At 67.9% G+C, this 13716-nt stretch carries 9 protein-coding genes and 1 tRNA gene; 1 reads left to right on the top strand and 9 read right to left on the bottom strand.

Translation table 11 applies throughout. The features are described from left to right. Window positions 1–284 precede the first annotated feature (284 nt). From M2271_RS14645 to dnaA, 9 genes are all read right to left on the bottom strand, one after another. Window positions 285–361 (bottom strand) — tRNA-Ile (locus M2271_RS14645). Window positions 362–473: 112 nt separating this feature from the next. Continuing rightward, the gene (locus M2271_RS14640; protein WP_280887620.1) at window positions 474–1319 is read right to left on the bottom strand and encodes a DUF3566 domain-containing protein; all 846 of its coding nucleotides are present in this window, start codon (window positions 1317–1319) and stop codon (window positions 474–476) included. A gap of 18 nt (window positions 1320–1337) precedes the next feature. Then, on the bottom strand, window positions 1338–3932 hold the full coding sequence (gene gyrA / locus M2271_RS14635) for a DNA gyrase subunit A (protein ID WP_280887619.1): 2595 nt from the start codon (window positions 3930–3932) through the stop codon (window positions 1338–1340). Between the two features lie 42 nt (window positions 3933–3974). Beyond that, window positions 3975–6035: a DNA topoisomerase (ATP-hydrolyzing) subunit B gene (gyrB, locus tag M2271_RS14630; RefSeq protein ID WP_280887618.1), complete on the bottom strand. Its 2061-nt coding sequence runs from the start codon at window positions 6033–6035 to the stop codon at window positions 3975–3977. A gap of 387 nt (window positions 6036–6422) precedes the next feature. Continuing rightward, window positions 6423–6983 (bottom strand): DciA family protein, encoded by a 561-nt coding sequence (locus M2271_RS14625; protein ID WP_280887709.1) that lies wholly within the window; start codon window positions 6981–6983, stop codon window positions 6423–6425. A gap of 2 nt (window positions 6984–6985) precedes the next feature. Then, on the bottom strand, window positions 6986–8107 hold the full coding sequence (gene recF / locus M2271_RS14620) for a DNA replication/repair protein RecF (RefSeq protein WP_280887617.1): 1122 nt from the start codon (window positions 8105–8107) through the stop codon (window positions 6986–6988). Window positions 8108–8176: 69 nt separating this feature from the next. Then, a complete protein-coding gene (gene gnd, locus M2271_RS14615; protein ID WP_280887616.1) occupies window positions 8177–9052 on the bottom strand; it encodes a phosphogluconate dehydrogenase (NAD(+)-dependent, decarboxylating) in 876 nt (291 codons plus the stop codon). A gap of 140 nt (window positions 9053–9192) precedes the next feature. After that, window positions 9193–10323 carry a DNA polymerase III subunit beta gene (gene dnaN / locus M2271_RS14610; RefSeq protein ID WP_280887708.1) on the bottom strand — a complete coding sequence of 377 codons (1131 nt, stop codon included), beginning with the start codon at window positions 10321–10323 and terminating at the stop codon, window positions 9193–9195. An 859-nt stretch (window positions 10324–11182) separates the two neighbouring features. Next, window positions 11183–13204, bottom strand: a complete 2022-nt coding sequence (dnaA, locus tag M2271_RS14605) for a chromosomal replication initiator protein DnaA (RefSeq protein WP_280887615.1) — start codon at window positions 13202–13204, stop codon at window positions 11183–11185. Between the two features lie 372 nt (window positions 13205–13576). Between dnaA and rpmH the strand changes: the two genes are divergently transcribed. Beyond that, complete coding sequence (rpmH, locus tag M2271_RS14600) at window positions 13577–13714, top strand: 50S ribosomal protein L34 (protein ID WP_020130646.1); 138 nt, start codon at window positions 13577–13579, stop codon at window positions 13712–13714. The last annotated feature ends 2 nt before the right edge of the window (window positions 13715–13716 follow it).

The following is a 13716-nucleotide window of genomic DNA, read 5'->3' as shown; positions in this document are numbered from 1 at the left end:
GTCACACCGAACTTGCGTACCCAGCACCGCCGCATGTGACCGGACCCCCTGAGGCCAACCACCCGCAGCCCACCACAGCTCGCATGACGACCTTGATGAGGCGCCGCCGAAAGCGGATCGGACGTCTCGCCGCAAGGCACTGCGCGCCTCGCAACCGACGACCTGCACACCTCCACGCCACCTGACGCGACCGCACCCCTCCACGCCACCCGACGCGACCGACGACCGATGCCAGCCGTAGAAACCAAAAACCCCCGGCCCAAGTGGACCGGAGGTCTTCGTGCTGGTGGGGCTAACAGGATTTGAACCTGTGGCCTCATCCTTATCAGGGATGCGCTCTAACCAACTGAGCTATAGCCCCGCCGCGCTCTGCGGTGTATTTCCCGCGCGCTGACTCCTGAAGATTAGCGCACGACGTGGGCAGTCCCAAAATCGGTTCTCGGCAGACCGTCACCGAAGGTTTGGCGTGACGCTCACTCGTCTTCGGCGAGTGTCAGCTCGACGCCGCCGACGAAGCCGGCGGAGAGGTTGTAGATGAACGCGCCGAGCGTCGCGAGGGCCGTCGCGAGGACGACGTCGATGACCGCGATGATCGTCGTGAACGTCAGGACGTTGGGCAGCGACAGGAACGACTGCAGGTCGAAGCCGTTCGACTCGTTCGAACCGGTCGCCTCCGAGATCGTGCCGCCGACCGTCGAGAAGACGCCCATCGCGTCCATGACCATCCACAGCACCGCGGCCGCCACGATCGTGCAGATGCCCAGCGCGATGGAGAGCAGGAAGCTGACCTTCATCACCGACCACGGGTCGGCCTTGGACACGCGCAGCCGTGCCTTGCGGGTGCGGGGCGTGGTCCGCGCGCCCGTGCGCGGACGCCGTACGCCACTCGCCTGCGCCTGTCCCTGCGTCGGGTAGGCCTGCGGCGGGTGGTAGGGCCCGGCGGGCTGCTGCGGCTGCCGTTCCCCAGGCAGCGGAGAGGCAGCCTCGGACGGTGCAGGCTGGGCCGGCGGCTGAGCCTGGGCGCCCGGAGCGGCCGGAGCCGTGGCCTGGCCCGCGCCGGTGGCGTGCCGTTTGGCCTGCGGACCTCGGGTGTCCGTCACAGTTCCCCCCTGGGATCCATGCGTGTCGGGCGAGCGCGACTCGGTCGCGGAAGGCTTGATCGCCTGCAGGTTGGTCGTATGCGGGTCTGTCATACGCGCATCCGTCACGTGCGGGTCTGTCGTACGCGCGGCGGAGCCACGGCCGCCGCCGTCCGTCTCCGACCCGGTCGGGGGACCGGTCGGGGTTCCGGTCGATCCGGCACCCGTGGCTCCGCTCACGATGACTCTCTCCTCGAGTTACTCGTCCGAGGGTGCCTCACCCTCGTCCGTGCCGGTCGTCGCGGCACCTTCGGCGGTCTCGTCGACGGCGATGTCGCCGTCGACCTCCTCCGCCTCGCGTCCCGCCTCGGCGTTTCGAGCGATGCCGACCACGGCATCGCGCTTGCCCAGGTTGATCAGTTGGACGCCCATGGTGTCACGGCCCGTCTCCCTGATTTCATTCACTCGCGTACGAATCACACCGCCGGACAGTGTGATGGCGAGGATCTCGTCCGTCTCCTCGACCACCAGCGCGCCGACGAGTGATCCGCGGTCCTCCACGATCTTGGCGGCCTTGATACCGAGGCCACCGCGACCCTGGACGCGATACTCGTCGACGGCGGTCCGCTTCGCGTACCCGCCGTCCGTAGCAGTGAACACGAACGTACCGGGTCGAACAACATTCATCGAGAGCAGCTGGTCGCCCTCGCGGAAGCTCATGCCCTTGACACCCGACGTGGCACGGCCCATGGGGCGAAGTGCTTCGTCCGTTGCCGTGAACCGGATCGACTGCGCCTTCCTGCTGATCAGCAGGAGATCATCCTCGGCCGAGACAAGCTCGGCTCCGATCAGTTCGTCGTCCGAACCGTCCTCCGTCTCACGGAGGTTGATCGCGATGACACCGCCCGAGCGCGGCGAATCGTAATCCTTCAGAGGCGTTTTCTTGACCAGGCCGCCCTTGGTGGCCAGCACCAGGTACGGCGCCACCTCGTAGGTGCGGATCGCGAGGATCTCGGCGATCGCCTCGTCCGGCTGGAAGGCCAGCAGGTTGGCGACATGCTGGCCACGCGCATCCCGCCCGGCATCGGGCAGCTCGTACGCCTTGGCCCGGTAGACGCGGCCCTTGTTGGTGAAGAACAGCAGCCAATGGTGCGTGGTCGACACGAAGAAGTGGTCGACGATGTCGTCTTCCTTGAGCTTCGCGCCGCGTACGCCCTTGCCGCCACGCTTCTGGGCACGGTAGTCGTCCGTCTTGGTGCGCTTGACGTAGCCCCCGCGCGTGACGGTGACGACGATGTCCTCCTCGGCGATGAGGTCCTCGATGGACATGTCGCCGTCGTAGGGCACCAGCATGGTCTTGCGGTCGTCGCCGTACTTCTCGACGATCGCGGCGAGTTCCTCGCTGACGATGCCGCGCTGGCGGACCGGGGAGGCGAGGATCGCGTTGTACTGAGTGATCTTCGCCTGGAGTTCGTCGTGCTCCTGGATGATCTTCTGGCGCTCCAGGGCGGCCAGTCGGCGCAGCTGCATCTCGAGGATGGCGTTGGCCTGGATCTCGTCGATCTCCAGGAGGCCCATCAGGCCCCCGCGCGCGATGTCGACGGTGTCGCTGCGCCGGATCAGCGCGATGACCTCGTCGATGGCGTCCAGGGCCTTCAGCAGACCGCGCAGGATGTGCGCGCGCTCCTCGGCCTTGCGCAGGCGGAAGCGCGTACGGCGGACGATGACCTCGATCTGGTGCGTCACCCAGTGGCGGATGAACGCGTCCAGGGAGAGGGTGCGCGGGACGCCGTCGACCAGGGCCAGCATGTTGGCGCCGAAGTTCGTCTGCAGGTCGGTGTGCTTGTACAGGTTGTTCAGGACGACCTTGGCGACCGCGTCCCGCTTCAGGACGATGACCAGGCGCTGGCCCGTGCGCGACGAGGTCTCGTCACGGACGTCCGCGATGCCGCCGATCTTGCTGTCCTTCACCAGGTCGGCGATCTTCTGCGCGAGGTTGTCGGGATTGACCTGGTACGGCAGCTCCGTCACCACCAGGCACTGGCGGTTCTGGATCTCCTCGACCTGGACGACGGCGCGCATGGTGATCGAGCCGCGGCCCGTGCGGTAGGCCTCCTCGATGCCGGTGCGGCCCACCACCAGGGCGCCCGTGGGGAAGTCGGGTCCCTTGATGCGCTCGATGAGCGCGTCCAGGAGTTCCTCGTGACTGGCTTCCGGGTTCTCCAGGTACCACTGGGCGCCGGACGCGACCTCACGGAGGTTGTGCGGCGGGATGTTGGTGGCCATACCGACCGCGATACCGGCCGAGCCGTTGATCAGCAGGTTGGGGAAGCGGGCCGGGAGGACGGTCGGCTCCTGGGAGCGGCCGTCGTAGTTGTCCGTGAAGTCGACGGTCTCCTCGTCGATGTCACGGACCATCTCCATCGACAGCGGCGCCATCTTGCACTCGGTGTAGCGCATGGCCGCCGCGGGGTCGTTGCCCGGAGAGCCGAAGTTGCCGTTGGAGTCCACCAGCGGCATCCGCATCGACCACGGCTGCGCGAGGCGGACCAGCGCGTCGTAGATCGAGGAGTCGCCGTGCGGGTGGTAGTTGCCCATGACGTCGCCGACGACACGGGCGCACTTGTAGAAGCCGCGCTCGGGGCGGTAGCCGCCGTCGTACATGGCGTACAGCACGCGGCGGTGGACGGGCTTGAGACCGTCCCGGACGTCGGGCAGCGCACGCGAGACGATGACGGACATCGCGTAGTCGAGGTACGAACGCTGCATTTCCGTCTCGAGCCCTACGGGCTCGACACGCTGGACGATCTCGCCGCCCGCTTCGGGTGTGACTGGAGTTTTCTCGTCGGCCATTGCTGGTGAAGATCCTTCCTGGTGCGGTCAGCTGAGACCGACTCAGATGTCGAGGAAGCGGACGTCCTTGGCGTTGCGCTGGATGAACTGGCGGCGCGCCTCCACGTCCTCGCCCATGAGGACCGAGAACAGGTCGTCGGCCTGGGCGGCGTCGTCGAGGGTGACCTGGCCCAGGACGCGGTGCTCCTGGTCCATGGTCGTGATGCGCAGTTCCTCGGCGTTCATCTCGCCGAGGCCCTTGAAGCGCTGGATCGAGTCCTCGCGGATGCGCTTGCCGCGCTGGCGCCCCATCTCGATCAGCGCGTCGCGCTCGCGGTCCGAGTAGGCGTACTCGATGTCGTCCCGGCCCCACTTGATCTTGTACAGCGGGGGACGGGAGAGGTACACGTGTCCGGCCTCGACCAGCGGCCGCATGAAGCGGAACAGGAAGGTCAGCAGCAGGGTGCTGATGTGCTGGCCGTCGACGTCGGCGTCCGCCATCAGGATGATCTTGTGGTAGCGCAGCCGCTCGATGTCGAAGTCCTCGTGGACCCCGGTGCCGAAGGCGGAGATCAGCGCCTGGATCTCCTGGTTCTGCAGGATCTTGTCGATCCGCGCCTTCTCCACGTTGAGGATCTTGCCGCGGATCGGGAGGATCGCCTGGTACTCCGGGTTGCGTCCGGACTTGGCCGAGCCGCCGGCGGAGTCACCCTCGACGATGAAGATCTCGCACTTGGTGGGGTCGTTCGACTGGCAGTCGGAGAGCTTGCCCGGCAGGGACGCCGACTCCAGCAGGCCCTTGCGGCGGGTGAGGTCGCGGGCCTTGCGGGCCGCCACGCGCGCGGTGGCCGCCTGGATGCCCTTGCGGATGATGTCCGCGGCCTCGTTCGGGTTGCGGTCCAGCCAGTCGGTGAGGTGCTCGTAGGCGACCTTCTGCACGAAGGTCTTCGCCTCCGTGTTGCCCAGCTTGGTCTTGGTCTGGCCTTCGAACTGGGGCTCGCTCAGCTTGATCGAGATGATCGCGGTCAGACCCTCGCGGATGTCGTCACCCGTGAGGTTGTCGTCCTTCTCCCGCAGCAGCTTCTTGTCGCGCGCGTACTTGTTGATGAGCGAGGTCAGCGCGGCGCGGAAGCCCTCTTCGTGCGTACCGCCCTCATGGGTGTGGATGATGTTGGCGAACGAGTACACACCCTCGGTGTAGCCGCCGTTCCACTGCATCGCGATCTCGACGGACAGGTGCCTGTCCCTGTCCTCGGCCTCGATGTCGATCACGGTCGGGTGGACCGCCTCTCCCTTACGGGAGTTGAGGTACTTCACGAAGTCGACGATGCCGCCCTCGTAGTGGTACGAGACGGTCTTGACCTCGTCCTTCTCGTCCTCGCCCGCCTCGTCCGCCCCGGTCACGGCCTTCGCCGACTCGCGCTCGTCGGTGAGGTTGATCGTCAAACCCTTGTTGAGGAACGCCATCTCCTGGAAGCGCCGCGAGAGCGTCTCGAAGGAGTACTCGGTGGTCTCAAAGATGTCCGGGTCCGCCCAGAACGTCACCGTCGTGCCGGTCTCGTCCGTGGCCTCGTGCTGGACGAGCGGAGCCGTGGGGACGCCCATCTTGTAGTCCTGCGTCCAGCGGTGACCGTCCGTCCTGACCTCGACGGCGACCTTGGAGGACAGCGCGTTCACGACGGAGACGCCCACGCCGTGCAGACCACCGGAGACCGCGTAGCCGCCGCCGCCGAACTTGCCGCCGGCGTGCAGCACCGTCAGCACGACCTCGAGGGCCGGCTTCCCCTCGGAGGCGACGATGCCCACCGGGATACCGCGGCCGTTGTCGACGACGCGCACCCCGCCGTCGGGCAGGATCGTCACGTCGATGGTGTCCGCGTGGCCGGCCAGCGCCTCGTCGACGGAGTTGTCGACGACCTCCTGGACGAGGTGGTGCAGGCCGCGCTCGCCGGTTGAACCGATGTACATACCGGGTCGCTTGCGAACCGCGTCCAGGCCCTCGAGGACGGTGATGGCGCTGGCGTCGTACGAGGCGGTGACCTCACCGTTCAAGGTGTTGGCTCCGCCGTGCGCGCCGGCGTCGGTGGACGGGATGTTCTCGTTGGGGTTGCCGGAATCGGCCACGAAGCGCCCTTTCTGGCACAGCACGAGCCAGGCTCGTCGGCGGGTTGCCGGAGCGGCTGCGGCATGTTGCGTTGTTAAAGCCTTGATCAGCGTTGCTCAGCTTTTCCCGGACGGTCCCCACGTTCGGGGCGGGATTAGCTTCCAGTCTACCGGTAGCGCCGACAGTGATGGGGGTTTGCCGGTACCTGAGTCCTCATGTGGCGCCCTGAACCGGTCTCTTCCGGGTCCCCATATACGGAGCAGGGCTCCAAGAGGCTCACAGAGGCACTCAGCGCTTCCAGCTGTCAACCCTCGGCTACTTGGGAGTCAGGTCGACGTTCGCAACCGCGTGCGGTTGCACTTCGGGCTCCTCCACGGCGGCGCCGATCGCCGAAGATGTGAGGTAGGTCACCCGTAGGTGTCGCCGGGTCCCGTGCTGCCGGGGGCCCGCAGAGGGCCGTAGCGGCGGGGTGGACCGCTGGGACCGTTCACCTTGATCAGCTTCACCGAACCGTGGCCCAGGTCCTCGTTGAGACGGGCGACCAGCGTCGGGGCGAGCAGGCGCAGATTCGTCGCCCACGCCGTGGAGTCGCAGCGCACGACCAGGGTCCGCTCGCCCTCGTCGTACGTCTCCGGGGCGCAGTGCTTGGCGACGTCCTCGCCGACGATCTGCGGCCAGCGGCCCATCACCCCGCCCACGGCGGCCGGCGTCTCCCAGCCACGCTCGGTGATCAGCCGGTTGATGGCCGCACCGAACGCCATGGGGTCGCGTCCGTCGGCGCGCGCGCCGGAGCGCAGGCCGCCGCGCCGCGCCTGCTTCTTCTGCTGCGCCGCGTCCCCACGCGCGCGTGCCTGTTCCCTCGCGGCCCTGAGCGCCACGCGCGCGAGGTCGACGCCGGACGGTTCAGGGGTCTTCGCGGCGGGTTCCTCGGCCGCGGGTCCTGCGGGGCGCGGTGCCGGCTCGTCCATGGTCATACGCGCTCCACCGCCCCGTCCGCCACGGAGAACCGCGTCCCCGTCAGTACGTGCGGTACGTCGTCGTCGACCGCGGCGGTCACCAGGACCTGTTCGCCCGGCGCGACCAACTCGGCCAGACGTTCGCGGCGCCGGGTGTCCAGCTCGGCGAACACGTCGTCGAGGACGAGCACCGGCTCGTTGCCCTCGGCCCTGAGAAGGTCGTACGACGCCAGGCGCAGCGCCAGCGCGTAGGACCACGACTCGCCGTGGGAGGCGTACCCCTTGGCGGGCAGTTGGCCGAGTCTGAGCAGCAGGTCGTCCCGATGCGGTCCCACGAGGGTGACGCCCCGCTCGATCTCCTGCTTGCGGGCTTCGGCGATCGCGGCCATCAGCTGCTCGTACAGATCCTCGCGAGTGTGCGCCTCGCCGGGAGCGGACGGCTTGTAGTCGAGGGCGACCGGGCCGCCGCCGGGAGCCAGCTGTTCGTACGCCTTGTCGGCGAGCGGCTGGATCGCGGCGATCAGGTCGAGACGCTGGGCGAGCAGTTCGGCGCCCACACGCGCGAGGTGCTGGTCCCAGACGTCGAGCGTGGACAGGTCCATCGAGCGACCGCCATGCCGTCGGGCCAGCGCGGCCGACTTCAACAGGGTGTTGCGCTGCTTGAGGACCCGCTCGTAGTCGGAGCGGACGCCGGCCATGCGGGGGGAGCGGGCGGTGATCAGCTCGTCCAGGAAGCGGCGCCGTTCCCCGGGGTCGCCCTTCACCAGGGCGAGGTCCTCGGGTGCGAACAGCACGGTCCGTACGATACCGAGCACGTCACGCGGTCTGACCTGCGAGGACCTGTTGATACGGGCGCGGTTGGCCCGGCCGGGGTTCAGCTCCAGCTCGACCAGCTGCTGCCGCTCGCCCTGCTTGACCTGGGCCCGGATGACCGCGCGTTCGGCGCCCATGCGGACCAGGGGAGCGTCGGAGGAGACGCGGTGGCTGCCGAGGGTGGCCAGATAGCCGATCGCCTCCACGAGGTTCGTCTTGCCCTGGCCGTTCGGGCCGACGAATGCGGTGACGCCCGGGTCGAGCGGAACGTCGACCCGGGCGTACGAGCGGAAGTCGGCCAGCGACAGATGCGTGACGTGCATGGTCGTGCGCCGACCTCCCCCAGATTGTGGACCGCTGAGCAGCCCAGTGGATCACTTCTTCTCGGCCGATTACTTCTTCTCGACCGCGTGGCCGCCGAACTGGTTGCGCAGCGCGGCGACCATCTTCATCTGCGGAGAGTCCTCCTGGCGCGACGCGAACCGCGCGAAGAGGGAGGCCGTGATCGCGGGCAGCGGCACGGCGTTGTCGATGGCGGCTTCCACAGTCCAACGTCCCTCGCCGGAGTCCTGTGCAAAACCCTTCAGCCTGTCCAGGTGCTCGTCCTCGTCCAGGGCGTTCACCGCGAGGTCGAGGAGCCAGGAGCGGATCACGGTGCCCTCCTGCCAGGAGCGGAAGACCTCCCGCACGTCCGTCACGGAGTCGACCTTCTCCAGCAGTTCCCAGCCCTCGGCGTAGGCCTGCATCATCGCGTACTCGATGCCGTTGTGGACCATCTTCGCGAAGTGGCCCGCGCCGACCTTGCCGGCGTGCACCGCGCCGACATCGCCCTCGGGCTTCAGCGCGTCGAAGACGGGCTGCACCTTGGCGACGTTCCCCGCGTCACCGCCGTACATCAGCGCATAACCGTTCTCCAGGCCCCAGACGCCGCCGGAGACGCCGCAGTCGACGAAACCGATGCCCTTGGCCGCCAGCTCCTCGGCGTGCCTCTCGTCGTCCGTCCAGCGCGAGTTCCCGCCGTCCACGACGACGTCACCGGGCTCCAGCAGGTCGCCGAGCTCATCGACAGTCGACTGGGTCGCGGCACCGGCAGGGACCATCACCCAGACCACCCGCGGACCCTTGAGCCTGCCCACCAGCTCTTCCAGGCTGTGGACGTCCGCGAGGTCCGGGTTGCGGTCGTATCCGACGACCGTGTGGCCTGCGCGGCGGATCCGCTCGCGCATGTTGCCGCCCATCTTGCCGAGGCCGATGAGACCGAGCTCCATCAGTTGTTCCTTAGGTGTGCGACGTGGCGTTACGGCACTTGCGTACCTGTGTCCGAGCCTAAACCCGGACGCTCGCGCACATCTGTGGGCATACGCGCTCAAACGTATGCCCCGACCTGCGGATTCTCTGAAGGGCTCGGTCAGCCGCTGAGGCGCACGGGCATGATCAGGTACTTGTAGGCCTCGTCCGCCTCGGCGTCCACGGCCGGCTTGCCGCTGAGCAGCGCGGGCTTGGTGGACGTCGTGAAGGCCAGCTGGGCCACCGGGGAGTCGATGGCGCTCAGGCCGTCCAGCAGGAAGGTCGGGTTGAAGGCGATCGAGACGTCGTCGCCCTCCAGCTGGGCGTCGACTCGCTCCACAGCCTGTGCGTCGTCGCTGGAGCCCGCCTCCAGGATCAGCACGCCCTGCTCGAAGCTGAGCCGCACCGGCGTGTTCCGTTCGGCGACCAGGGCGACGCGCTTGACGGCCTCCACGAAGGGGGCGGTCTCGATCACGGCGACGGAGTTGAACTCCGTCGGGAACAGCGAACGGTACTTCGGGAGGTCGCCCTCCAGGAGGCGGGTCGTCGTACGACGGCCCGCGCCCTCGAATCCGATGAGGCCCTCGCCCGCACCCGAACCGGACAGCGCCAGGATGACGCTGTCGCCGCTTGTGAGGGCCTTGGCGGTGTCCAGGAGCGTCTTGGCGGGCACCAAGGCCACCGCGGACGCCTCGGGGTTCTCCGGCTTCCACAGGAACTCACGGACGGCGAAGCGGTAGCGGTCGGTGGACGCCAGCGTGACGGTGTCGCCCTCGATCTCGATGCGCACACCGGTGAGGACGGGCAACGTGTCGTCACGGCCGGCTGCGATGGCGACCTGGGCCGCCGCGGCGGCGAAGACCTCGCCGGGGACTGTGCCCGTGGCGTTCGGCATCTGCGGCAGGGCCGGGTACTCCTCCACGGGCAGCGTGTGGAGTGTGAAGCGCGAGGAGCCGCACACCACCGTCGCCCGTACACCGTCTGTGGAAATCTCCACCGGGCGGTTGGGGAGTGCGCGGCAGATGTCGGCGAGCAGCCGGCCCGAGACGAGGACGGTGCCCTCCTCGTCGACCTCCGCCTCCACCGAGACCCGCGCGGAGACCTCGTAGTCGAAGCTGGACAGGCTCAGCTGACCGTCCTCGGCCTTCAGCAGAAGGCCGGCGAGGACAGGCGCCGGCGGACGGGCCGGGAGGCTGCGAGCCGCCCAGGCCACTGCCTCCGCGAGTACGTCGCGTTCCACCCGGATCTTCACTGTTGCCGCCTCCTGCTGTTGCCGGCGCTTCTCGGCCTGCCTGGCTTCGTCGTCTGTCTCGGTGTCGTCGGTCCCGGTGAGGGGAAGGACCACCGGGGCCCAGTCTGACGCACGGCACTGACAGTAGGTGCCTCTCGGGGTCAAGTCGTGATGAGGGGCAGTCGGGAGCCGGACAGCGAGTTGTGCACAGGACCCACTTCGAAACGGATTCCCAGCTCTCTCTAGTTGTCAGTAGTAGTAGGGGCTGTGGATACCGTGGATAACCTCGTTTTCGCAGGTCAGGCCCAAGATTTTGTCCACGGACCCTGTGGGTGGCGCCGGTGGACAACCGGGCGTATCTGTGGAGAACAGAAAGTTCTGCACATCCCATGCACAGCCTGAGGCAAGTTCTCCCCAGCATCGTCCCCAGGTTTGGCCGCCTTTCCCACAGCCCACCCCGGCACCTTCGTGTGACGCCTTTCACTCGACCCGGTGATCACGCGCGTCGGGTTGCCGAACAGTGGACAGTCATGTGGAGAAGCTGAAGATCGCTGGGGACAACCGGCCTCAGCCTGTGGGTTGCCGGTGGACAACTCGGTCCACAGGCTGTGGATCACCGATTCATCCACAGCCTGTGGAGATCGTTCGTCCACCAATCCACAGGCACCTGACCTGGCCTGATGGTCTATCAGCAGGATGCTCTGTGGATACGATCTGGATAACTCCCCAGTCCCCAGGGTGTGGACGGGAAAAAGTCGCCGAATCTGTGGAGAGAGGCCGTAACCCGGCAGGTAATCGAACAGCGAGGAACCGCGGCAGGCGAAAGGGCGCCCCCGGATCTCCTCCGGGGGCGCCCTCGCGCGACGGGTCTCGGTGGTGGTCAGCCGTTCTTGATGCGGTTCGTCAGCTCGGTCACCTGGTTGTAGATGGAGCGCCGCTCGGCCATCAGGTTGCGGATCTTGCGGTCCGCGTGCATGACGGTCGTGTGGTCGCGGCCGCCGAACAGCGCGCCGATCTTCGGCAGCGAGAGGTCCGTCAGCTCGCGGCACAGATACATGGCGATCTGGCGGGCCGTGACGAGCGCGCGGCCACGCGAGGTGCCGCACAGGTCCTCGACCGTGAGACCGAAGTAGTCGGCGGTCGCGCTCATGATGGCCGTCGAGGTGATCTCGGGGGCGGAGTCCTCACCGCCGGGGATCAGGTCCTTGAGGACGATCTCCGTGAGGCCCAGGTCCACCGGCTGCCGGTTGAGCGAGGCGAACGCCGTCACCCGGATCAGCGCGCCCTCCAGCTCGCGGATGTTGCGCGAGATCCGGGACGCGATGAACTCCAGCACCTCGGGTGGGGCGTTCAGCTGCTCCTGGACCGCCTTCTTACGAAGGATGGCGATACGGGTCTCCAGCTCGGGCGGCTGGACGTCGGTGATCAGACCCCACTCGAAACGGTTCCGCAGCCGGTCCTCCAGCGTCACCAGCTGCTTGGGCGGCCGGTCGCTGGACAGCACGATCTGCTTGTTCGCGTTGTGGAGCGTGTTGAAGGTGTGGAAGAACTCCTCCTGCGTCGACTCCTTGTCCGCCAGGAACTGGATGTCGTCGACGAGCAGGATGTCCATCTCGCGGTAGCGCTTGCGAAAGCTGTCGCCCTTGCCGTCGCGGATGGAGTTGATGAACTCGTTGGTGAACTCCTCCGAGCTCACGTACCGCACGCGGGTACCCGGATAGAGGCTGCGCGCGTAGTGCCCGATCGCGTGCAGCAGATGCGTTTTGCCGAGCCCCGACTCCCCATAGATGAACAGGGGGTTGTACGCCTTCGCCGGCGCCTCGGCGACGGCCACCGCGGCCGCGTGCGCGAAGCGGTTGGAGGCTCCGATGACGAACGTGTCGAAGAGGTACTTCGGGTTCAGACGGGCGGTCGGCTCGCCGGGGCCGGTCGCCGGCGCGGGCTTCGCGGCCAGCGGGCCGGGGGCACCGCTGGCGGGCAGCCGGGAACCCATCGGACCGCCGCGGTGCACGTGCCCGGAGCGGGACGGCCCCTCAGGCAGCTCGCGGCGGGCGTCTCGCTGGTCCTCGGCGGCGCGGTGGCGACCGTAGTCCGGACGCTGGTCGTAGTCGGGGCGCTGCGTGTCGTACGGCGGGCGCTCCATCGACTGCGGACGGTAGTCCTGTGAGTACGAGTCCTGGGACGGCGCTCCGTAGGAGTCCTGCGGCGGAGAACCGTAGGAGTCCTGCGGCGGAGAACCGTAGGAGTCCTGCGGCGGAGAACCGTAGGAGTCCTGGGCGCGAGGGCCGTAGGAGTCCTGGGACGGCGACGTGTAGGGATCGCGCTCCGGGAAGCCGAGCCGCTGCTGCTGCCAGCTGTACTCGTCCTGCGGCGGGCGCGGCCAGGAGCCGGGCTCGGGGCGCTGGTACTCCGAGGGGTACGCGGGGCGGGGGGTCGGGATCTGGTCCGGGCGGGGCGCGTGGTCGCGGTCGCCCTGGGATCCGGGGCGCTGCTCTCCACGGCCGGTCATGTGGTCGTCTGCGCGGTGGCGGCCGTATCCCCCCTCGTACTGGGCGGGCGGGAGCTCGGGCTCCTCATAGCGCGACTGGGGCCGGTTCTGCGGGGCCGGCGGGGCCGGTGGCTCGCCGGCCGAGTCGTCGACGGTGATCGCGATCCGGATCGGGCGGCCGCACTCGCGGCTCAGCGACTCGCTGACAATCGGTGCGAGGCGGCCTTCGAGCACACCCTTCGCAAACTCGTTCGGTACGGCGAGCAGGGCGGTGTCCGCGACCAGCGCCAGCGGCTGGCAGCGCCGGATCCAGTGCTCGTCCTTGGTCTCGACACCCTGTCCTCGGCCCTCACCGAGAAGTTGCTCCAGTACTCGTGGCCACACTGCGGCAAGATCGGCAGGTACGTCAGCCACAGGGCACGCTCTCTCACGGGGTCCCACGAACGTGTGGTTCGGGACAGGTCGGGATTCAAATGGGCTGGGGCGGGTTCATGGGAACGAATCGGAGTCCGGCCACGGTAGTCAGGGCGACGGGTACGGTTCAAGTTGTTGTCCCCAGGCTGTGGATAGTGTCTCCCGGTGCCCCCTGGTTTGACCGGATGGCGCAGCCGCGCGTACCGTAACCAGGTCGAGTTGTCGATGGCTGCTGCCGCCTGCCTCCGATGGGCACAGATCATTTGGGTGATCGGTCAGCGGTGCACTCGGGCGTGATGCGAGCTACTCGTGGGCGCACGGTGACAGCCAGGACGGCACCCCGCAAACACCGATTCTTTCTGGAGCCCCCGAGTGAGCAAGCGCACCTTCCAGCCGAACAACCGTCGTCGGGCGAAGACCCACGGCTTCCGCCTGCGGATGCGTACCCGTGCCGGTCGCGCGATTCTCGCGAACCGCCGCAGCAAGGGTCGCACGAACCTGTCCGCCTGATC

This window comes from Streptomyces sp. LBL (genome assembly GCF_029893585.1).
GTDB lineage: Bacteria > Actinomycetota > Actinomycetes > Streptomycetales > Streptomycetaceae > Streptomyces.
Note: the sequence above shows the minus strand (reverse complement) of the source record. Positions and strands in the feature narration are given on the sequence as shown.

What these genes read in the sequence shown, in the direction of transcription:
- gyrA (WP_280887619.1), bottom strand. Translation starts at nt 3,932, where the DNA reads ATGGCCGACGAGAAAACTCCAGTCACACCCGAAGCGGGCGGCGAGATC.
- M2271_RS14625 (WP_280887709.1), bottom strand. Translation starts at nt 6,983, where the DNA reads ATGGACGAGCCGGCACCGCGCCCCGCAGGACCCGCGGCCGAGGAACCC.
- recF (WP_280887617.1), bottom strand. Translation starts at nt 8,107, where the DNA reads ATGCACGTCACGCATCTGTCGCTGGCCGACTTCCGCTCGTACGCCCGG.
- gnd (WP_280887616.1), bottom strand. Translation starts at nt 9,052, where the DNA reads ATGGAGCTCGGTCTCATCGGCCTCGGCAAGATGGGCGGCAACATGCGC.